Origin of the sequence: Leifsonia sp. A12D58, assembly GCF_047530025.1 — a bacterium.
Classification (GTDB): domain Bacteria; phylum Actinomycetota; class Actinomycetes; order Actinomycetales; family Microbacteriaceae; genus Cryobacterium.
Map to the genome: position 1 here is coordinate 122364 of NZ_JBLJAT010000008.1, position 21581 is coordinate 143944.

Consider the following 21581-nt stretch of genomic DNA (forward strand, 5'->3'; position numbering starts at 1 on the left):
CAGCAGCCCGGCGTGGAATGCGAGCACGTGAGTGCCGCATCCGAAACCGGGCTGCTGAGTCGTTGTCGTTCGGTGCCTGCTTAGGCGAGGCCGAGCGTTCCGAGGAAGGTCTCAATCGTGCGCTCTGCGTCAATCGTGAGCGCAACTTCGACGGTGGTCCACTCTTCGGCGACACCGTGCAGGATGTCTTCACCCGGCCACTGGCGCAGGTCGACCAGGGTCTGGCCGCGGCCATAGCCCGACAGCTGGATGCGCACAGGTCGAAGCTCGGTGTGTAGTGCTCCGGGGTCGACGAGTGCGCAGACAGCCCCCGCGTCACCGATGAGGCCGGTGTAGATCGAGCCGGTATCTCCGCCGACGGCGACGCGGTTCGACAACAGCGCGCCGACGGCGCGGCCACGTGCGGTGTCATGGCTGAGCAGGGCGTTGGCGACATCTTCATCTACGCCGACGCGGTTGAAGACGTCGAGGCCGTACATGTAGGTCGGCACACCGGAATCGAGCACGATGGCCGCGGCCTCCGGGTCGTGCCACACGTTGAACTCGGCGACGGCTGTTGCGTTGCCGACGCTGGCTGATCCGCCCATGAAGACGATGCGTTCGATGTTGCGTGCGTCGTCCGGGTACTGGCGCAGCAGCAGTGCGATGTTGGTCTGCGGCGCAAGGGCGACGAGGGTGACCGGCTGCGGGCTCTCGGTGATCAGGCGGTGCATGAGTTCGATCGAGCTGCCGGGTTCTGGCGTGCGTGAGGTGGCCGGCAGGTGCAGGGTGCCGAGTCCGCCTTCCCCGTGCACATGCGAGGCATCGCGTGCCGGTTCGATCAGCGGGCGGCGGGCGCCTGCGGCAACCGGAATGTCGCCGGCTCCGGCAACATCAAGGATGCGCAGGGTGTTGTCGACAACGCGTTCAAGTGACGCGTTACCCGCGACACAGCTGATGCCGAGCACGTTGATATCGGGGTGAGCGACAGCGAAAAGGATAGCGAGGGCATCGTCTACGCCGGTGTCGACGTCGAGGATGACGGGCAGTGAGGTCATTCGTCCAGCCTAGTTCTCTACGACCCGCAGTCAGGGGCCACGGCGAGGTGTGGTTCCGCTGCTGCCGCCGGGATGCGACGACAGCAGCAGAAGGTGGATGCGACCGAACTTAGACGGCAACGTCCTGCGGCGAAGCGATGCGGATGCCGTGGCCGAACGGGAACAACGGGGCCTGGGTATCTGACGGCACATCGGGTCGGCTGGCCTCAACGGCCGCCATGCTCGATGGCAGCTCGATCGGCAGCCGCCCCTCGGACGGAACCACGCCGAACAACACGTCGAGCAGCGCGGCACCGGATGCGCCGAAGTCGCCGACCAGCGCCGCACGACCGTGGAACGGCGTGAGCACTGCTGCCCGGTCGAGGAATACGTCAATGACTGTCGGCACGACCTTCGCGAGGGCGGTGAGGCGCTCGATCTGCTCCGGAGCGAAGTCGAGGGAGCCGGCGTGGAAGTAGTTCTCGAAGAATGTCTCGCGCAGCTCGTACGGGGTGCCGACGCGCACGATGGCGACATCCGCTTCTTCGGGAGTCTCGACGACCTCGCCGAACGTTGCAGCAACGTCGGCGGCGATGCCCTCGACATATAGCTTGACGCCGCGGGACAGCGGCAGCGTCGGAGTGCCGCCCCCGTGAGCAAGCACGGTGATGGCCGCACGCTGGGCGGCTTCGCCGGCTGCGATGAAGTCGGCGCGTCCGACGATCGTGTCGGCCTCTTCGACGTCGACGTACGGAGAATCGAAAAGACCGAGTACGAACTTCTCGCTCAGCAGACGGCGAGCTGACTCATCGATTCGGGACTCCTCGATGCGACCGGCGCGCACGAGCGACACCAGCACCTCCGGGATCTCCTCGCCACCGAACTGGTCAGCACCGGCTTCGATGACCTTGACCATGCGCTCTTCAACCGAGAGGTGCTCGACACCCCAGGCGCGGGCGGGGAACGGCTCGCCCATGATCACTGCATCGCTGAGCAGGCCCCAGTCGGTGCAGACAATGCCCTCGAAACCGAAGCGCTCGCGGAGTAGGCCGGTGATGACCGACTTGTTGAAGCCAAAGCCGACCTCTTCGTATTCCGTACCGATCGGCATGCCGTAGTACGGCATCATCTGGCTGCTGCCGGCGGCGATCGCTGCCTCGAACGGCTTGAGGTGGTACTCGAACATGTCGCCGGGGTAGACCTGCTCGCGGCCGTATGCAAAGTGCGGGTCTTCGCCATCCTTCTGCGGCCCGCCGCCTGGGAAGTGCTTGGTCATTGTCGCGACCGACTGTTCGCCGAGGGTGCTGCCCTGGAATCCGCGGATGTATGCGGCGCCGAGACGACTTGTCAGCTCGGCGTTCTCGCCGAATGTCGACACCTGGCGAGACCAGCGCGGCTCTGTTGCAAGGTCGATCTGGGGGTGCAGCGCGACACGCAGCCCGACAGCGGTGTACTCCTGGCGGGCGATGTCGCCGAATTTCTCGACGAGTTCTTCGTCGCCGATTGCGCCGAAGCCGAGGGTTTCGGGCCACTGCGAGAACGGGCCAGCCAGCATTGCGGCCCCCGGGTTTTCGCTGAAGTGGTGACGGGGGTCGGTGGAGATGGTCATGGGGATGCCGAGGCGCGTGCTCGCGGCGAGCTCCTGAATGCGGTTGTGCCACTCGGCGAGCTCACGACCCGAGGGAGCCATGCCGAAAAGATTGAGGTGGGACATGTGCTTGTCAACGACATATTCGCTGGTGCCCGGCATGTCGAATGTGGGATTGGGTCCGGCAAGTTCGCCGTTCTCTCCCATGGTGATCATGGTGTGGAAGAAGAGCCCTGCCTTCTCCTCGAGTGTCATTTGCCCCAGCAGGTTCTCGACCCGTTCGGCTACCGACAGGGTGGCATCCCGGTAGGTTTCGTCGACAGTATTCATGTGCTCTTCCTCTCTGAAGGTTCCAAAACCGTACCTTACTCTGTTTTCGTGAGTAGCCGGACTCCTCGGTGGATAAACTGTCCGGATGGCAACTCGGGGTTCATACGCGAAGGGTGTCGCGAAGCGCGACGAGATTCTCACGACGGCGCTTGAGGTGATTGCGAGGAATGGGTATCGCAAGACATCCATTCGCGACCTGGCTGCGGAGGTCGAGCTCAGTCAGACCGGCCTGCTGCACTACTTCGGCACCAAGGAGGAGTTGTTCGCCGAGGTTCTCCGCAAGCGTGATGAGATCGACGGGGCTGAGCTAGGCGTCGACACCTCGCTCACGCCTGCCGCCTTCATCGACGGGCTGGTTAAGGTCGTCAAGCACAACGCTGACGTACCAGGGCTCGTGCAGTTGTATTCGCAGTTCTCGGCAGAAGCCGCCGAGCCCGGGCACCCGGCGCGCGAGTATTTCCAGGAGCGCTACCGGCAATACCGGGACATCGTTGCTCGTTTCGTGCGTGCCCAGCAGGCTATGGGGGCACTGCCGGCGTCGCTGGATGCCGACAGCACTGCGGCGCTGCTTGCCGCCGCGACCGACGGCCTGCAAACGCAGTGGATGCTTGACGACTCGATCGACATGGCTGCGCACATCAGGTACCTGTGGGGGCGCCTCACCGCTCAGTAGCGCCGCTGCCGTGTCGGAGGCTCGTTTCTCGGATCTGCGAAAACCGTACAACGTTTGCTTTTCAAAAACGAGCGTTGTACTGTGTTCGCAGTCGCTCAATAGGGAGCGCTCCGAGAGGAACCAATGACAACGATGTCTCCCAACGCAGCTCTCTCTGTCGACGAGCCGCAGCCCCTGGTCAAGGGAACAGTCCGCCGCTTGCTTGGCTGGATCATCCCCGCCAATATCAGCATCTTCATCATCTGGGGGGCTGTGCCCGGGATTCTGCTTCCGCTGCAGGTCGCCGGTATCGATCCAGAAAACAAAATCGCCAACCTGACCGTGATCTCCACGATCAGTTCATTTGCCGCCATGCTCGCGCAGCCCGTCGCGGGGTTGCTCTCCGACCGCACCCGCTCGAAGTTCGGCCGTCGAGCCCAGTGGATGGTCGGTGGCACCCTGATCGGTGGCCTTGCGCTCATCGGCATGGCGATGGCCAACGGACTCGTTCAAATCGGTATCGCCTGGGTGATCGTGCAGATCGCATACAACTTCACGCAGGGGCCGCTCAGCGCCATCCTGCCCGACCGGGTTCCTCGGGCCGCTCGCGGCACGTTCTCAGCGCTCGCCGGGCTCGGCATGATGGTCGGTGCGATCGGCGGTCAGGTCGTCGGCTCGATGTTCGCCCAGAACATTCCGGGCGGATACATCTTCTTCGCCGGTCTTGCAGCCGTCATCATCACGCTGTTCGTCATCTTCAACCCCGACCACTCAAGTGTCGACAGTGAGCGCGAACCGTTCTCTGCCATGGTCTTCCTCAAGACCTTCTGGGTGAACCCCATTGCCCACCCCGACTTCTTCTGGGCATTCACCGGCCGCCTGTTGCTCTACACCGGATACTTCGCTGTGACCGGCTTCCAGCTGTTCATCCTGCAGGACTACATCGGCCTGGGTGATGGCGCCGCAGGGGCAATCCCCATCTTCGGTCTGGTCAGCCTCGCTGGCATCCTGACCGCAACACTCATCTCCGGCCCGCTGTCCGACAAGATCGGCCGTCGCAAGATCTTTGTCTTCATCTCATCGTTGCTCGTCGCTGTAGCCATGGTGATCCCCATGATCATGCCCAACTTCATCGGCTGGCTGCTGTTCACGATCGTCGCAGGCCTCGGTTTCGGCGCGTTCCAGGCCGTTGACCAGGCTCTGATGAGCGAGGTGCTGCCGTCGGCCAGGTCGTTCGCCAAGGACCTCGGGGTCGTCAACATCGCTGCGACGCTGCCGCAGACCCTCGCTCCTGCGGTCGCCGGCTTCGTGATTATCACGTTCGGTGGCTACATCGCCCTGTTCCCGATCGGAATTGTCCTGTCGATCCTCGGTGCCTTCGCCGTCTGGTTCATCAAGGCAGTGCGTTGACACCGGTGGCAATGGACAACCGAACGGATGCCGCCCCGGTGCGCGTCGCTCGCTCGCGCGCCCAGCTCATCGTTGCACTCATCGGACTTGCCCTGTTTGCGACGTTCGCTCTCGTGGTGGCGCGGAACCCGGAGCATCCGTTCACCCAGGGCCTGGATGACGCCTGGCGCCGTCTGGTCGGCACCGGTCCTGGTCCCGAGAACGCACCATTCCCGATGTTCTTCCAGCACCTGGGGGAGGGGATGGGTGCACTCGTACTGATGGTCATCATCCCGGTCATCTTGTTCAGCGTTCGGCGCTGGAGATCTGCGCTGTTCTTCCTGGCCGGCTTTGTCGGCTCCACCGTCGCGTCCCAGCTGGTCAAGAACCTCGTGAACCGCCCGCGCCCCGCCGTCGATGCGACCAACGGGCTGTTCGGCCCTCTGTTCCAGGTGGACCACGGGTCGCTGCCGTCCGGCCACTCGGTCACCGCCGGGTTCGTCGTCGTCGGTATCGCTGCGCTGGTTCCCCCCGCCCGCCGCTGGATGTGGTGGGTCATCGGCTCCCTGCTCGCGGTGGGCATGATCTGGCAGCGCACCTTCATCAACGCCCACTGGTTCTCCGACGCTGTCATAGGTATCGTCGCGGGTGCGGCGGTCACAGCGCTCATCTGGTGGCTTTTCGCGCCACTGCTGGCCAAGGACTCTGGTAAACCTCTGCGGCGACAACGCGCCGCGGCATCCGAAGGAGAAATATCGTGACAAGTACCACACCGTCCGAATCAGCGATTGGTGGCCTGACGCTTGAACAGAAGGCGGGCCTCACCAGTGGCGCCGACTTCTGGACCACCAAGGCAGTGCCTGGCGTCCCGTCGATCATGCTGACCGACGGACCACATGGCGTGCGCAAGCAGCGTGCAGGCTCCGATCATCTCGGCATCGCCGATAGCGTGCCAGCCACCTGCTTCCCGCCGGCAGTCGCCCTCGGCTCAAGCTTTGATGTCGCGCTGCTCGAACGCGTGGGCGTCGCCCTCGGCGAAGAGGCCAGGTCCGAGGGCGTCGGAGTGCTGCTCGGCCCCGGCATCAACATCAAGCGCTCACCCCTGTGCGGTCGCAATTTCGAGTACCTGTCAGAGGACCCGCTCGTCTCCGGCGTACTCGCATCCGCACTCGTGCGCGGCCTGCAGTCGCAGGGCGTCGGTGCGTCGCTCAAGCACTTCGCTGCCAACAACCAGGAGACCGACCGCATGCGCGTTTCGGCCGACATCGACGAACGCCCGCTGCGCGAGATCTACCTGCGCGGCTTCCAGCGCGTCGTCGAAAACGAGCAGCCGTGGACCGTCATGTGCTCGTACAACAAGCTCAACGGAGTTTTCACCTCGCAGAATCCGTGGCTGCTGAACACCGTGCTCCGTGATGAGTGGGGGTTCACCGGGCTGGTGGTCTCTGACTGGGGCGCCGTCTCAGACCGGGTCGCAGCGCTCGCTGCGGGCCTCGACCTCGAGATGCCATCGAGTAATGGCAAAACGGATGCGCAGATCGTCGCCGCCGTGCAGGCGGGCGGGCTCGCCGAATCGGTTGTCGACACTGCAGCGAGCAGGGTCGCGCAGCTGGTAGCCAAGGTGGTCGCCGGCGCCGGCGCGAGTGACGCGCCATACGATGCAGAAGCCCACCACGCGCTTGCCAGGGAGGCGGCTGCCGCGAGCATTGTGTTGCTCAAGAACGAGTCTGATCTGCTGCCCGTCTCTGTTGACACCTCTGTGGCCATCATCGGTGAACTCGCCCGCACCCCGCGCTACCAGGGCGCAGGTAGCTCACTGATCAACCCCACCAGACTCGACAACGCGCTCGCAGAGATCCGCGGCCTCACCGGTCGCGAGATTCCATTCGCTGCCGGGTATGGCAACGACGGGGTCGCGAGCGAGGCTCAGCTGCAGGAGGCCGCGGCTGTGGCATCCGCTGCCGATGTCGCCCTGCTGTTCCTGGGCGTGCCGGCAGAGCAGGAGTCAGAGGGCTTCGACAGGGAGGACATCGAGCTGCCTGCCGCGCAGTTGCAGGTGCTCGATGCCGTACTCGCGGCCAACCCGCGCACGGTCGTCATCCTGTCGAACGGCGGCGTTGTGCGGCTCTCGGGTTTTGTCGACCGGGTTCCGGCCATCGTCGAAGGCTGGCTGCTCGGCCAGGCTGGCGGCGGGGCTGTCGCCGACGTGCTGTACGGCGTGACAAACCCATCGGGTCGTCTCGCCGAGACCATTCCGGTGCGGCTGCAGGACAGCCCGGCGTTCCTCGACTTCGGCGGAGAGCACGGCCATGCCCGCTACGGCGAGGGTATCTTCGTCGGATACCGCTGGTACGACGCGCGTGACATCGCGGTCTCGTTCCCGTTCGGCCACGGCCTTTCGTACACGACATTCGCCTACTCGCAGGCGAGCGCCGCCGTAGATGCAGACGGAGCCACCGTGCGTGTGCGCGTCACCAACACCGGCTCCCGTGCGGGTGCAGACGTCGTGCAGGTGTACGTGGGTCTGCCCGGTTCGCAGGTATCCAGGGCGCAGCGCGCGCTCGTCGGCTTTGCCAAGGTCGCACTCGCTGCCGGGGACAGCCAGGATGTCGAGGTGCGGATCGACCGCGAGGATCTCGCGTACTGGGAGACCCGGGTCGGCAACTGGATCGTCGAGAGCGGTGAGTACGAGTTCTCGGTCGGAGCCTCGAGCCGCGACATCCGTGCCAGCGTCACCGCCCAGGTCGAGGGCGACGCGGTAGTGATTCCGCTGTCGCTCGAGTCGTCGATTGGCGAGATGATCGCGCACCCCGTTGCCGGGCCCATCATCATGCAGTCGCTGGCGGGAGAGGAGACTGGCGGCCTTTTGTCCGATCCCAGCATGTTCAAGATGATGGAGTCGTTCCCGATCGGCCGACTTGCCTCATTCCCCGGCATGCCTGTCGATGAGCAACAGGTCGCGCAGCTGATCGCCATGTCGAACGCTCAGCACGGCTAGGGGCAGACAGACGAACGCCGAGGATCGCCCTATTCGGGCAATCCTCGGCGTTCGTTCGTTCGTTGGTTCGTTGTGGGGTGGGGTCGGCGCGGCATGTGATGGCGCGTGTGGTGCCGACGCGAGCGAAGGCGCTCGGCTAGCGGATGAGACGCACCTCGAGGATCTCCTCGCCGAGGAATGGCTGCAGCTGCTCGCTGCCGTCTGGCGCGAAGCCATTCCGCTTGTAGAAGCCGTGGGCACGCGGGTTGTCTGCGGCAACCCAGAGGTAGGCCTGGTCGTCGCCGCAGGCGGCATCGAAGAGCTGCTGGCCGATGCCGGTGCCGTGGTACTTGTCGAGCAAATAGATCACGTGCAGCTCGCGCTCGCGCGGGGCATCCTCATCGCGGGCGGGGCCGGAGCCGGAGAACCCGATGATCTCGCCGTCGACGAGGGCGGCGTACTGGCGGTATCCGCTGCCCTGGCCCATCCAGTGAGTCCAGAGATCCGCCAGGCGGCGGGGAGAGAGGTTGGCCAGCGCGGCTTCGCTGATCAGGTGATCGTATGTCTCGTGCCAGCATGCTGCGTGCACACGTCCGAGGGCTTCGGCGTCTGCATCGCGCACGGGTCGAACAACAACTGTGGTGTCCATGACTCGACCCTAGTCGAGAAATTTTCGCCCTCTGACCACCCCCTTCCGCTACGCGAAATCGGAGTTGTGGTCGTTCTGAGCCCGGAATAACGACCACAACTCCGATTTCGCGGCCGGGAATTGCCACCAGACGCGCAAAACGGGTCGGGCTCCACAAGGGGAGACCGACCCGTTTTTAGAAAGACTGCGAGCGATTAGCTCAGTGCGCGATGGGGATTAGCCCTGCGCGCGGCGCGGAGCCGAGCGACGTGCGCCGCCACCGGCTGAGGATGAAGAGGACGAGCTGCCACGAACGAGGCCACCGACCTGCAGGCCGCCTGAGCGTCCTGAACCGCCACCCTGTCCGCCTGAACGGCCCTGTCCGCCACCCTGGCCACCACTGCGACCTGCACCCGAACCGGATGCTGCGGGGCGACCTGAGCGGTCACGACGCGGTGCGCCAGCTGCAGCTGCATCGCCGCTGCGTGCCGGACGGCCACCGTCACGGGCGCCGTCGCGGCCACCGTTTCCGCGTCCATCGCGCTCGTCACGGTTGACGCGCTTGCGCTGGGCGTTTGCACCCTGCGAGCGGCCGCCCTGTGACTGGCCGCGCTGCGGCTGCTCCTGGCGCGGAAGCGGCTTGACGTACGCTGCAACGTCACCGGTGAGGGTGATGACTGCGGGAGAGTTCGCGTTCACGCGCTGCGGGGTGACAGCGATGGCTGCCTTGCGCAGCAGCGCCTCTGTGTCCTTGCGCTGGGCGGGAAGCATGATGGTGACGACGTCACCGGCGCTGCCTGCACGAGCCGTGCGGCCCGAGCGGTGCAGGTATGCCTTGTGCTCTGCCGGCGGGTCGACGTGGATGACGAGTTCGATGTCATCGACGTGCACGCCGCGAGCTGCGACATCCGTTGCGACGAGGACGCGAACGTCACCGGCGGAGAACGCGGCCAGGTTGCGGTCACGAGCGACCTGCGACAGGTTGCCGTGCAGGTCGACCGAGGGGATGCCGGAGTCGGTCAGCGCCTTGGCTAGCTTTTTGGCGTGGTGCTTGGTGCGCATGAAGAGGATGCGGCGTCCGCTGCCCGAAGCGAGCTTCTCGATGAGCTCCTTCTTCGATTCGGCGTTGTCGACCTCGAACACGTGGTGGGTCATGGCCGAGACGTGGCTGGTGGCCTCGTCGACGGAGTGCAGGACCTCGTTGTGCAGGAAGCGACGGACGATCTTGTCAACGCCGTTGTCGAGCGTTGCGGAGAAGAGGAGGCGCTGGCCGTTGGATGGCGTCTTGTCGAGGATGCGTGTGACGACGGGCAGGAAGCCCAGGTCGGCCATGTGGTCGGCCTCGTCGAGCACGGTGATCTCGACTGAGTCGAGGTTCACGAAGCCCTGCTTCATAAGGTCTTCGAGGCGGCCGGGGCAGGCAACGACGATGTCGACGCCAGCCTTGAGGGCTGCAACCTGACGGTTCTGCGAGACGCCACCGAAGATTGTCGTCGTGGTGAGGTTGTACGCCTCAGCCATCGGGGTGAGGGCGGCAGAGATCTGGGTGGCCAGCTCGCGGGTCGGCGCCAGGATCAGGCCGAGCGGGCGGCCGGGGCGGCGCTTGCCACCGGCGAGCTTGCCGCCGAGGCGGGAGATCATCGGGATGGAGAAGGCCAGGGTCTTGCCAGAGCCGGTCTTACCGCGGCCGAGCACGTCGCGGCCGTTCAGGGTGTCAGGCAGGGTGTCTACCTGGATGGGGAAAGCAGTGGTGAGTCCCTGCGCAGCAAGAACTGCAACGACGGGAGCCGGCACGCCAAGCGCGCTAAAGGTGGTTTCAGACAAAGTGGTGCCTTTCGGGCATCAGTGCCTCGCGTACTCGAACGCGGCGCAGTGCAATAGAACGCACAATGCAACATTCGAATCATGAGGATTCACATGGCGAAGGTGCCGATGGGCACATCCGTTCGCCGTAAGAATGTTTCATTCGCAAATCGTCGGCGGCCAGTATCAGACTGGCTGTCGCGACAAGAAGAGGGCGTTCTACGACGCAGGGAGCGCAGCTACGCGCTCACAAGTGGTTCCAGACTACCGGATGCTGTCAACCCCAAGCTGGGATAGCACTCAGAAACGCGACACGGCGCAGCGTTTCACCGGTAGATTCGATGGTTCGTCTCGTTGCGCAGTTGCAGAATGAGGCGACGTATTCGGTGGGCAGCAGCATCACTGTAAAATTGTTGGACGAATGATTATCAGGCACGCGGGAGTCGAGTGGTAGAGAACGAACTCGAACGCGAGCGAGCGCACGTCGCCCGGTTGTACAACCGGCTCGACGACCTCCTTCAGGAGGAAACCAAGCGCCTTGACTCGATTCGGTCACAGACCGTTGGTGGCAACCACCAGATGCGCAGCGAGCGCGATGCTTTCGCGCGCATGTACGAGGACCGATTGGTTCAGCTTCGCGACGTCGACTCTCGACTGGTCTTCGGCCGGCTTCGACTGAAATCGGATGCGATCCAGGCGTCGAACGCAGCCGCCACCTCCCACGCGACTGATAGCACCAGCACCGCTGCTGATGCTGCGGGCTCCGAAAGCAGCGCCGACAGCAGTGCTGACGACGACGACACCATCCGCTACATCGGTCGTATCGGTCTGCGCGACAGCGACCAGCGTTCGATGCTGATCGACTGGCGTGCCCCGCAAGCCAGCGCCTTCTACCAAGCGACAGCTGCGACCCCGCTCGGCGTCGCAGCCCGTCGTCACCTCATCATGCGCGAGCGGGAGGTGCTGCGCCTCGACGACGAGGTCTTCGACACCGACATGCTCGCTGAATCAGGCGGAAGCGCTGAAGTGCAGGGCGAGGGTGCGCTGATGGCCGCGCTCACCGTGCAGCGCACGGGTCGGATGCATGACATCGTCGCGACGATCCAGGCCGAACAGGACCGCATCATCCGCTCTGACATGCGCGGAGCGCTCGTTGTGCAGGGTGGGCCGGGAACGGGTAAGACCGCCGTGGCGCTGCATCGTGCCGCATACCTGCTCTACACGCACCGCGATCGGCTCGGCTCTGCCGGTGTGCTCGTTGTCGGTCCGTCGAGCGCGTTCCTCAACTACATCGAATCGGTTCTGCCGTCCCTCGGCGAGACCGGTGTCGTGATGCAGTCGCTCGGCGAGCTGTTCCCCGGGGTTTCTGCGACGACCGAGGATGTCACGGAGGTCGCCAGGCTCAAGGGCTCGGCCACAATGGTTTCGCTCATCGCTCGGGCAGTGAAGTCCAGGCAGATCGTGCCGAAGACGCCGCAGACCATTGAGGTGAACGGTGACCACATCACCGTGCAGCCCCAGGTGATCGCCAGGGCCATGGCGCGTGCTCAGGCCAGCGGCAAGGTGCACAACGAAGCGCGAGCGCTCTTCGTCAACTACGCCATCGAGCAGTTGGTTATTCAGCTGGCCAAGCAGCTGCGCTCGGATGGCGGCGCCCTCGACGACTCTGACCTCGCTGCCCTGCGGGAAGACCTCCGTGGCGCCTACGACGTACGCGTCCTGCTGAACACCGCGTGGATGCCCCTCACCGCCGAGAAGCTGATTCAGGACCTCTACGCCAGGCCGCACTGGCTCGCTGAACTCACGCAGCGGTGGCCGGCAGACCGTCGGGCGCTGCTGCGTCGTGGCCGTGATGAGCCGTTCACCGTGTCCGATGTGCCGTTGCTTGACGAGGCCGCCGAGCTGCTCGGTGAATCGACAGCTGCGCCGGATGCTGGCCAGCGCCAGAAAGACCTCCAACGCAAGGCCGACCTCGAGAACGCCGAGATGGCCATCCGCAACGCCGGTGTCGAGGGCATGGTGACCGCCGAACAGCTGGCCGACAACTTTGCCGAGACCGAGTACCGCGGGACGACGGCCGAGCGCGCAGCCTCCGACCGCACGTGGACCTTCGGGCACGTCGTCGTCGACGAGGCGCAGGAGCTGTCCCCGATGCAGTGGCGCCTGTTGGTGCGGCGCTCGCCGATGCGGTCGTTCACCATCGTTGGCGATATCGCGCAGGCCAGCTCTGCTGCCGCAGCATCCAGCTGGCGTGAGGCGCTCGACCCGCACTTCACCGACAGGTGGGAGCTCGAAGAGCTCACTGTCAACTACCGCACCCCGGCGCAGATTGCCCGCGAGGCCGAGCGCGTCGCTGCCCTGCACGGGCTGCCGATCACGCCTACCCGTTCGGTGCGTGAGGGCGATTGGCCGATCCTGGATGTCGTGATCCCCGACGTCGCCGAGCTCCCCGCCGCCGTTGCGGCCGCCGTCACAGCGGATGCCGAGATCGACTCGACGGGAACCCTCGCCGTCATCGTCCCTGTCACCCATCGTGCTGCAGCGCTCGCCCATCTCATCGACGTGTTCGGCAGCGAGGTCGGTGCCGGCGCTCGGGGACTCGAACGTCGCATTGCCGTTCTCACCGCCCACGAGTCGAAGGGTCTGGAGTTCGACTCAGTCGTGCTGGTCGATCCGGCTGGCCTGATGGCCGAGTCACCGCGTGGCGCTGCGGCGCTCTACGTGGCGATGACCAGGCCGACCCAGCGCCTGACGCAGGTGATCCTGCCGGAGTAGCCGGAGTAGCCGCTGTGCTGTGCTGTGTTGTGCCGTCGATGGCGCAGCTCAGTGCGTCGGGTGGTACAGCTCAGTGCGTCGGGTGGTACAGCTCGCCGACGGCGATCTCTGCTGTCACGATATTCCCCGCCTGCGGCAGCGGGCACGCCCACATCGGGTCGTATGCGCATGACGGGTTGTAAGCGAAATTAAAGTCGAGGATCAGGCTGTCGTCGCCTGCACCTGGGCCGAGATCTGCGCCCTTGACGGTGTCGAGCAGATAGCGTCCGCCGCCATAGGTGCCGCCGGGTTTCCCGGCTAGCGCATCCTTCAGCGGCAAAAAGAGTCCGCCTGCATAGCTGGCCAGCCGCCATACATCGAGTGAGCCGACGTACGGCAGTCGCACAGAGCCGACGAGGTCGAACGGCACAGTGCCGTCGGTTCCTGTCTCGACCTCGATGCGATGCGGCTCCTGGGCCCGATGCACCTCAACCTCGAAGCGCCAGTCGGGGTCGTAAGCCACGATGGGCAGTCCGGTGAACGCTGCACGGTCGTCGGGCAGCAACGGCGATGACGGATGCCCCGCAAACAGCTCGTCACGGCCGGAACGCCACAGGTCATGGCCGGCTGCTGGATTCGATGCGCTCAGCTGTCGCACCCCTGCGTACATGCCGAAAACGCGGCGACGCCAGTCGGCAATCTGCAATGCACCCAGAGTGGAGCTCATGGAGTCAGGCTAGCAATCAGGCCAGCCGCTCTGTGGTTCATAACTCCTGCAATTTGAGCTACGGCCGAACTGAGGCCGCGCAACGACTGGCCTAGGCTCGCGGCTGGCGACAACCAGCAGGAGTTATGCAACGGAAAGCTCGGCCTACTCAACCAAATCCTGTGCGGGGTCCTGCTGCGGCGGCGCATCCACCCCGACGTCGAACCGCCAGCTGGGCGCCAATCGCTTGAGCTGATGCATCCGCCACTGCCAGAACGTCCAGAAGGCCGGCCACATCGGCAGGGTGATCGCCCCCGCACTGAATTTCAGCTGGTCTCGGTAGAGCGTCTTATCTGGATGTCCTGGGGCGGCCGAGATGGCCATCCGATGGTCCCACAGCGAAACTGACGAGAGGGGACCGCTCACCGGCCGGCCGGTATCCCTCAGGATGCGCACATCGCCGAGCTTGGGATCCGTCGAGTTCACGACCTCGACGTTCAGCTTGATTATCTGGCTGCCGAACGGCACGATGCCCAGTCCGCGCACATCCACCTGATGCTCGCCCGGCTCCCACATTGTCGGAAACCCGTCGGCCGTCGTTGACTCCATGGTGAGCAGGGGCGATGACACCTCACGGAAGACTGCGGGGCTGCGGATGGCGCGCCACGCGGCATCCGGATCGCAATCGAGCACGTCTTTCAGGAGAACTCGCATCCTGCAAGTGTGCGGGGCGACAGCGCGAACATCAAGGCGAGCTGTGGCGCCACCCGCCTCGCCTCTCGCCTCACCAGCCGCATCGCCTGCGGCCGCGGTGGACCGTGACGGGTCCAGGAATGCAGTACAACTAGAGCGTGGCAATCAGATACTGGCTGGGCGTGGTGCAGCGCGAACACGTGCTCCGTGGCGTCGCCATGGGAACCGCGCAGGCCAACCACGGCTCGCGCACGGCGCTTGAGCAGATGGGCGAGTCCGACGGGATCGTCTACTACTCACCGAAGACCGATATCGAGGGCGACCCACTCAAATCGTTCACCGCGATCGGCTGGATTCACGACGAGGATGTCTACCAGGCGGGGGAGGCGGCCAGTGACTACCGCCCGTGGCGCAGACGGGTTGACTACGATCTGGATGCCGTCGAAGCCCCGATCCGCCCGCTGCTGCCGATCCTCGATTTCACCCGAGGCAATCTCAACTGGGGATACCAGCTGCGCCGCGGCCTGATCGAGATCTCCCGGCACGATTTCGACGAGATCAGGCGCCAGATGCGTCGGTCGTCTGCTGACGATCGACGCAGCTGACTGGCGGCTGAGCAGACTCACCGGCCCCAATAGACTTGGACCTATGACAGGCGATTTCTGGTGGGTACCGTCAGTAATCGTTTTTGCTATCGCTGCTGGCGTTGTCGCGCTCCTGGTGGGGGCATCACGCCGCCGCACACGGGCACGCCTCGCCGCCGAATCAGCCGCAGACGCTGCACTGGCCCGCGACGCCGCGATCAGCCTGGTGCGAGCGGATGACATCGTGCAGGCCAACGCAGACGAACTCGCCTTCGCCTATGCACAGTTCGGCGAACCGGCGACCCGAGAATTCGCACAGGCGCTGGTCACCTCGCGCCGCCAGCTGAGCGAGGCCTTCGCGCTGCAGCAGAAGCTCGACGACTCGGTGCCGGACACCGAAGCCGAGCGCCGCCGCTGGAACGAACAGATCATCCGATTGGCGAACGATGCCACGGGCAGGCTCACCAGTCAGGCCAAGGATTTCGCCGTCAAGCGCGGCACCGAACGTAATGCTCCCATCACTGCGCAGCAGCTCACCCGCCGCCTCGATCGGGCTGCCGACCGCATCGCCGGTGGAGCAGCGACGATCAACCGGCTGTCGCTGAGCTACGCGCCGAACGCGCTCGCCGGAATCAGCGGCAACGTCGAGCTGGCGCTCGCCGCACTGGTCGAGGCCCGTGCAGCGCAGGATGTCGTCTCGCAGCGCCTCGAATCTGGCAGCGCTGAGCCCGTCGGAGAACAGCTGACGATCATCGAACAGGGACTGTTCCGTGCCACCCAGCTGCTCGACGCGATCGAGATCGGTGAAGACCAGCTGCATGTGCAGTTCGCGACGCTGCAGGCTGCACTCGATGAGGCCGAGACCGAACTCGCCGAAGCTCGCGCGCTGCGGGACCGCCATGAAGAAGCGGATGCCAGCGCCGAGCTCAATCAGGTCATCGCCCGTGCAGATGCTCTCATCCACACCCTGCGCGATCCGGCACGCCTCAGCGACCCGGTCGGCGATCTCGCCGCGCTGCGGACGGCGATGGACGGACTCGACATCACTCGCTCCGAAGCCCGCAACCGGCAACTACGGCTCGAGAATGCCCGCACCGCACTGAGTGGAGCACTGCTCACAGCGCGCAGCCAGATCCAGGTCACGCGGGAGTTCATCACGGCCAACCGCTCGCGCGTCGGTGCTGGAGCGCGCACCCGCCTGGCCGAGGCCGAGCGCCAGCTTGCACTTGCCGAGGTCGAATCCGATCCGGTCACCGCGCTCGACACGGCGCGTCGCGCCATGATGCACGCGACGGATGCCGACGCCCTCGCCCGCTTCGACACGCACTAACTCGACCGCGCCAGATATTCTGGGTCTGTGATTGACGCGACGCCTCAGCAGAAGTACCAGGTTCGATTCGATTGGGGCCAGGGCGGTTTCCAGACATTGGCCGACTCCGCCGACGTCGTTATCATCGCCGACGCGCTTCCGTCGCTCGCCACCGGGGGCCTGCGCGAGGCAACGGATGTCGCCAGTGCGACAGCGGATGCCACACCGATCCGCGTCATCGCTGCCACTCTCGCTAATCGCCGTGCCGTCGCCGAATGGGTGCTCACCCGCCAGACAGAGAAGGGCGGCCGATTCTCGGTCGCCATCATTGCGGCCGGCGACACACGCGCAGACGGATCCTTCCAGCCGAGCGTCGAAGACCTTCTCGCCGCCGGTGCCGTGATCGATGCACTGACCGATCTGGGCATCGACCACTGTTCACCAGACGCCGCAGCGGCATCCGCTGCCTTCGTCGGGCTAAAGCAGGCGCTGAAGCACCTGGTCAGCGCGTCCCAGAGCGGTCAGGCGCTGCTCGCCGCCGGCCGTGCAGACGACGTCACGGCTGCGACAGCGCTCGATTCGTCAGACGTTGTGGATGAGATTCGGACAGTGCTGCTTCCGAGCTAGCCGGACTCAGCGCGGGCAGCATCAGGGTCGCGCTCTGCATCCCGTGTCGTTAGCGCGCCGTGTCGTTAGCGCGCTGCGGGCTCACTGTCTTGTTGCGCCAGACGTTCCCGGTACGCACGGATCTTCGCCCGGTTGCCGCAGCGCTGCATTGAGCACCAGCGGCGGTTCGCCGACCGTGACGTGTCGAGATAGATGATGCCGCAGTCATCGGCAGAGCACTCCCGGATCCGCTCGATCTCGGTGGGCTCGAACAGCTCAATGGCGGTGCGGGCCAGCGTCGACAGAGCTTGGCCGGCTCGCGGCGCAGTCCGTCCGGCCTGGCGCGATCCTCCGCCGAGGGACGGCGGGATATCCGGGGTGGCGGCGAAGAGGTTTAGCACGTCGATGTCGCGGGTGTTCAGCGAGGCCCTGGCTGCTGCAGCGTTGGTGAGGCTCGCGATCGCGTCGCGTAGCGCCTTGGCGTCGAGAAGATCGCGGTCGGTCGCCGACATGGCCGCGGCGGGAGAACCAACTCCGGGTGCTGAAGTGGATGCCGTCGCCCCCGCCTCGGGAGCGGCTACGGTAAATCGTTCGTTCAGCCAGCCGGCGAGGTCATCCGCGGTGTGCAGCTTTTCCCACGCGGGGGTGTCGCCCATCGAACCCGAATAGGCGAAATCAAGAGCAACCGAACCTGAATCGAACCACCACTGCTGGCCGTCGGAATCCAACCATTGACCGGTCTGACCGGTGTCTCTTCTGTCACTCATAGCGAAAACCAACATAACAGGTTACGGGTGTGGCCAAAGTGACGCCTGCGACCTGCTGATCGGCGCGAGTCACCCCCCCCCTGAACCCGGCCAGCTAGACCCCGGGCCAGCTAGACCCCGGGCCAGCTAGACCCCGGGCCAGCTAGACCCCGGGCCAGCTAGACCCCGGGCCAACTGAATCCCGGCAGCTAAATCCCAGTCGAAGCCGCAGCCCTGCGCCGCGTTGCAGCGGTGATCGTGCGACGGTTCCAGGTGATCAGGTGCGCCCGGGTGAACCCGCGACCGCACAGCCCGCACGCCAGCGGCCTCGTCGGCTCGCGATATCGATAGTGCGTGTGACCCGCCGCGCAGGTTCCCACCCACGGCGCGAGTTCATTGGCGATCTCGCCGTCATGGGTGCGACCGCCGTCGTAGCCGAGGCCGGCAGCGATCGACTTCCACTTGGGTCCGTGGCCGGCCCGCGATCCGGCCAGGGCATGTGCCACTTCGTGCAACAGGATCTGGTGAATCTCGTCATCGTCGTAGCGCGCGGCCAGATACCGCGACACGGTGATGTGCTTCGCGGTGAAATTGCACAAACCCGCACGCTTCTTGGCGTTGTCGAATCCGAAGCTCCACGTTGAATCGAGGTGGAGGGCTATCAATGCGTCCGCCCAGTGACGCACGCGCACGAGATCGGCCATCAGGGAGCCACCTCTACCTGATACAGCCTGTCGTCGCCGCTCATCGGTTCGCCGCGGCCATCTGTGTTGTTGCTCACAAACCACAGTGTCGCATCCGGTCCTGACACCACGTCGCGCAGCCGTCCGAAGCTGTTGACGAACCACTCGTCGACCTCACCTGTTGAGGGCACGACCCGCCAGAGTCGTTCACCGCGCAGGCTCGCCATGAAAATCGTGTCGCCGACGATGGCGATCCCGCTCGGGCTCGCCTCCGAGGTCGGCCATTCATGAACCGGACTGACGAACCTCGGGTCGTCGCTGACGCCCTCGACGACCGGCCAGCCGTAGTTGCTGCCCGGCACGATCTGGTTGAGCTCGTCCCAGGCGTTCTGCCCGAATTCACTCGCCCACAACTGGCCGGTCGAATCCCAGGCGATGCCCTGTGGGTTGCGGTGCCCGTACGAATACACCAGCGTGCCGAACGGATTATCGGTCGGCACAGCTCCGGTCGGGGTCATTCGCAGAATCTTGCCGCCGAGCGACGCCATGTCCTGAGCATTGTCGGTGTTGCCCGCATCGCCCGCCGTCGCGTACAGCAGGCCGTCAGGGCCGAAGGCGATTCGGCCGCCATCGTGATTGCCGGCCTTGGGGATACCGGTGAGCACACTCTCCGAGGCGCCGAGGGCGTATGTGCCCTGTTTGCCGCCCAGGGGCATCCGCTCGATTCGATTGTCGGATGTCGAAGTGAAGTACGCGTAGACCCAGCCGAGTCCGCCATCGGCATCAGTATCGGCCAGGAACGCCAGCCCAAGCAGGCCACCCTCGCCGGACGGCACTGCATCTGACACGTCAGTGACAAGCCGGTGCGAGCCATCGGCCAGCAGCTCGACGATGCTCGTGTCATCGCGCAGGCTGATGAGCGTACCCCCGGCCGGCAGCCGGAGAATCGACCACGGCACATCCAATCCGGATGCCACCACCATCGGATCCCCGGTGGGCTTCACCGGCAACAGCACGGGAGCAGGCGTGCCCGAAGGCGCAGGTGTTGGTCGGGCCGACAAGGTGCCGGTTGACACCCCATTCGGTGGCGCAACCGTCGCAGGGCTGGTGCAGGCCGCCAGAAGCAGGGCAACGCCGGCCGCGCCGCTCAATCCGAGGACTGTGCCGCGCGCTCCTGCCCGCAGGCGGCCACGACTACCGGCGCCGTCGCCCCCGTTGGCTCGGCTTCGTCGTCCTGGGGCGCCACTTCGATGTGCGCCCGTGCTGCATTTCCTGCCCATGTGATCACCTCGTGACCCCCGGTATAACTCCTGCAATTCTGCCAACTTCACCTAAAAATGCCTAGCTTTGGCCCAATGGGAGGCAAATTGCAGGGGTCATCCCACCCCAGAAACCCGGTGTGTGACCATGCGCCGGGCATCAGACGCCAACCAAAGCCAACCAAAGCCAAGCGAAGCCACGCAACGCCAAACGCCACGACAAGCCCTCAATCGCCGCCCGAGCACCAAGCGTGGTCAGACCGCGGGACCCCTGGCGGTGAGTGCCGACTCGACGATGGTGACCGCGATGAGCGAGTTCTCCAGCTCGACGGGGGAGGCTCCGGCGGCCTGCCGCAGGAACACGGCGGCCTTGAAGTCGGTCAACGCCGCGTCGAGGTCATCAAGTTCCAGGTGCACGGTGCCGCGCTGTTGACGCGCGTATCCCGCAACGGCCGACCACTCATGGGTCTCGGCCTCATCGATGCAGTGACCGAGTTCAATGGCTGCCTCGTCGAGCTTGCCCTGATACTGCTGCACCTGAGCACGACGAATTCGACTCGACACGACCTGCTCGCGGTCACCGGTGAATCGGGCCTGGCGAACGGCTTCGCTGCCGATCACTTCGGCCTCATCGAGGCGACCAAGCAGCCGCAGCAGCGTGACCTTCTCGTTCAGCGCGGAGAGGCTGCGCATGGGACCGAGGTCCGCAAGGCGCGCTTCGGCCGCAGGGATGTCAACAATTTCGCGCAGGGTGGCTGCGTCGTGGCCAATGATTATGCTCAGGAGAAGTCCAGTGCTGAAGTGGAGCCGGGTCAGCCCCGCGGATAATTCGGGTTCCATTTCAGGATAGCCCGACGACGTCGGGAGAGAGTGTCAGAGGCACATCAGGAACTGCCCGACGAGCCCTGGCGTCCGATCTGGAACACCGTGCGACCGGGCAACGGTGACGGGATCGCCGTGGTGTCGGTGACCACGCTGGCCGCCGCCATGAACTGGTCGAATTCCGCACCCTCGATGGCCTTGGCCGGGTGTGGTCCGCTTGCAAGCAGGCGCGGAACCCAGTGCAGGTCGATTGGCGTGTGTGCTGCCACGAAGACGATGTTGCCGAAACGTCGGCCCTTCAACACCTGAGTCTCGGCGAGGCCGATCACGTGCGGGAAGACAGCAGACAGGGTTGCTGCCTGAGCGCGGGCGAATGCCAGACCGGGGCCGTCGGCCACGTTCACGGCCAGGATGCCGCGCGATGACAACAGGGGAGAGGCGAGTTCGTAGAACTCCTTGCTCGTGACGTGAGCCGGTGTGCGGGCGCCCGAGAAAATATCGACAACGACGAGGTCGACGGCACCGTGCAGGCCGGGAGGAAGTTTGCCGAGCACTTCACGGGCATCGCCGTGGCGCACCCGCAGCTGGGCGCGCTTGTCCCAGGGAAGCTCAGCGCGCACGAAATCGATCAGCTCGCTCTCCAGCTCGACGACCTGCTGGCGTGAGCCAGGCCGCGTGGCCTCGACATAGCGGGGGAGGGTGAGTGCGCCGGCCCCGAGGTGCACGGCCGTGATGGGCTCGCCGGGGTCGCCGAGCAGGTCGATGACGTGCCCGATCCGCTGGATGTATTCGAAGAACAACTCGCTGGGGTCGTCGAGGTTCACGTGCGACTGGGGTGTCCCGTCGACGACCAGCTGATATCCGGGTGCAAACCGGTCAGGCTCAATGGATGCGGTGTATCCGCTCACTTTGAGGGTGGTTGACGGATGCTCTTGCTCGGCCCTGCTCATCTCTTAAGTGTGCGCCATCCGCGCTGCACCCATCGCCCGAAAGCGCAGTTGTGGGGGGGTTGGCCCCCCCAAAAACAAAAAAAAAC

At 65.1% G+C, this 21581-nt stretch carries 19 protein-coding genes; 8 read left to right on the forward strand and 11 right to left on the reverse strand.

Translation table 11 applies throughout. The features are described from left to right. Nucleotides 1-80 precede the first annotated feature (80 nt). On the reverse strand, nucleotides 81-1037 hold the full coding sequence (locus ACMT3I_RS15650) for a nucleoside hydrolase (protein WP_414805450.1): 957 nt from the start codon (nucleotides 1035-1037) through the stop codon (nucleotides 81-83). Between the two features lie 109 nt (nucleotides 1038-1146). Further along, nucleotides 1147-2934, reverse strand: coding sequence for a glycoside hydrolase family 3 protein (locus ACMT3I_RS15655; RefSeq protein WP_414805451.1), 1788 nt, complete (start codon nucleotides 2932-2934; stop codon nucleotides 1147-1149). A gap of 85 nt (nucleotides 2935-3019) precedes the next feature. Between ACMT3I_RS15655 and ACMT3I_RS15660 the strand changes: the two genes are divergently transcribed. From ACMT3I_RS15660 to ACMT3I_RS15675, 4 genes are all read left to right on the forward strand, one after another. Continuing rightward, nucleotides 3020-3607 (forward strand): TetR/AcrR family transcriptional regulator, encoded by a 588-nt coding sequence (locus ACMT3I_RS15660; RefSeq protein ID WP_414805452.1) that lies wholly within the window; start codon nucleotides 3020-3022, stop codon nucleotides 3605-3607. Between the two features lie 132 nt (nucleotides 3608-3739). Beyond that, a complete protein-coding gene (locus tag ACMT3I_RS15665) occupies nucleotides 3740-4996 on the forward strand; it encodes an MFS transporter (protein WP_414805453.1) in 1257 nt (418 codons plus the stop codon). Nucleotides 4997-5007: 11 nt separating this feature from the next. Continuing rightward, a complete protein-coding gene (locus ACMT3I_RS15670) occupies nucleotides 5008-5736 on the forward strand; it encodes a phosphatase PAP2 family protein (RefSeq protein ID WP_414805454.1) in 729 nt (242 codons plus the stop codon). Further along, nucleotides 5733-7973, forward strand: coding sequence for a glycoside hydrolase family 3 C-terminal domain-containing protein (locus tag ACMT3I_RS15675; RefSeq protein WP_414805455.1), 2241 nt, complete (start codon nucleotides 5733-5735; stop codon nucleotides 7971-7973). The genes ACMT3I_RS15670 and ACMT3I_RS15675 overlap by 4 nt, the downstream gene beginning before the upstream one ends. A 136-nt stretch (nucleotides 7974-8109) precedes the next feature. Here ACMT3I_RS15675 and ACMT3I_RS15680 read toward each other — a convergent pair whose 3' ends face one another. Next, entirely contained in the window at nucleotides 8110-8601 is a 492-nt protein-coding gene (locus ACMT3I_RS15680; RefSeq protein ID WP_414805456.1) for an N-acetyltransferase family protein, read from the reverse strand. A 216-nt stretch (nucleotides 8602-8817) separates the two neighbouring features. Continuing rightward, entirely contained in the window at nucleotides 8818-10404 is a 1587-nt protein-coding gene (locus ACMT3I_RS15685; protein ID WP_414805457.1) for a DEAD/DEAH box helicase, read from the reverse strand. Between the two features lie 426 nt (nucleotides 10405-10830). Between ACMT3I_RS15685 and ACMT3I_RS15690 the strand changes: the two genes are divergently transcribed. Then, complete coding sequence (locus ACMT3I_RS15690) at nucleotides 10831-13158, forward strand: HelD family protein (RefSeq protein ID WP_414805458.1); 2328 nt, start codon at nucleotides 10831-10833, stop codon at nucleotides 13156-13158. Nucleotides 13159-13228: 70 nt separating this feature from the next. Here ACMT3I_RS15690 and ACMT3I_RS15695 read toward each other — a convergent pair whose 3' ends face one another. Continuing rightward, a complete protein-coding gene (locus ACMT3I_RS15695) occupies nucleotides 13229-13864 on the reverse strand; it encodes a DUF1684 domain-containing protein (protein WP_414805459.1) in 636 nt (211 codons plus the stop codon). A gap of 144 nt (nucleotides 13865-14008) precedes the next feature. Beyond that, nucleotides 14009-14557, reverse strand: coding sequence for a hypothetical protein (locus ACMT3I_RS15700; protein ID WP_414805460.1), 549 nt, complete (start codon nucleotides 14555-14557; stop codon nucleotides 14009-14011). A 137-nt stretch (nucleotides 14558-14694) separates the two neighbouring features. Between ACMT3I_RS15700 and ACMT3I_RS15705 the strand changes: the two genes are divergently transcribed. From ACMT3I_RS15705 to ACMT3I_RS15715, 3 genes are read left to right on the forward strand one after another with little or no spacing between them, the layout of a single operon-like run. Continuing rightward, nucleotides 14695-15141, forward strand: coding sequence for an EVE domain-containing protein (locus ACMT3I_RS15705; RefSeq protein WP_414805461.1), 447 nt, complete (start codon nucleotides 14695-14697; stop codon nucleotides 15139-15141). 43 nt (nucleotides 15142-15184) lie between these two features. After that, nucleotides 15185-16450, forward strand: a complete 1266-nt coding sequence (locus tag ACMT3I_RS15710) for a hypothetical protein (protein WP_414805462.1) — start codon at nucleotides 15185-15187, stop codon at nucleotides 16448-16450. A gap of 27 nt (nucleotides 16451-16477) precedes the next feature. Continuing rightward, nucleotides 16478-17056: a 2-phosphosulfolactate phosphatase gene (locus ACMT3I_RS15715; protein ID WP_414805463.1), complete on the forward strand. Its 579-nt coding sequence runs from the start codon at nucleotides 16478-16480 to the stop codon at nucleotides 17054-17056. Between the two features lie 65 nt (nucleotides 17057-17121). On the opposite strand, the gene ACMT3I_RS15720 is transcribed toward ACMT3I_RS15715, so the two are convergent. From ACMT3I_RS15720 to ACMT3I_RS15740, 5 genes are all read right to left on the reverse strand, one after another. After that, entirely contained in the window at nucleotides 17122-17802 is a 681-nt protein-coding gene (locus ACMT3I_RS15720) for a CGNR zinc finger domain-containing protein (RefSeq protein WP_414805464.1), read from the reverse strand. Between the two features lie 188 nt (nucleotides 17803-17990). Next, complete coding sequence (locus ACMT3I_RS15725; RefSeq protein ID WP_414805465.1) at nucleotides 17991-18485, reverse strand: SprT-like domain-containing protein; 495 nt, start codon at nucleotides 18483-18485, stop codon at nucleotides 17991-17993. After that, nucleotides 18485-19615: a PQQ-dependent sugar dehydrogenase gene (locus tag ACMT3I_RS15730; RefSeq protein WP_414805466.1), complete on the reverse strand. Its 1131-nt coding sequence runs from the start codon at nucleotides 19613-19615 to the stop codon at nucleotides 18485-18487. Before ACMT3I_RS15730 ends, ACMT3I_RS15725 begins: the two co-directional genes overlap by 1 nt. Before the next feature lie 363 nt (nucleotides 19616-19978). After that, nucleotides 19979-20563, reverse strand: a complete 585-nt coding sequence (locus tag ACMT3I_RS15735) for a hypothetical protein (RefSeq protein WP_414805467.1) — start codon at nucleotides 20561-20563, stop codon at nucleotides 19979-19981. A gap of 44 nt (nucleotides 20564-20607) precedes the next feature. Then, nucleotides 20608-21495 carry a spermidine synthase gene (locus ACMT3I_RS15740; RefSeq protein ID WP_414805468.1) on the reverse strand — a complete coding sequence of 296 codons (888 nt, stop codon included), beginning with the start codon at nucleotides 21493-21495 and terminating at the stop codon, nucleotides 20608-20610. Between the last annotated feature and the right edge of the window lie 86 nt (nucleotides 21496-21581).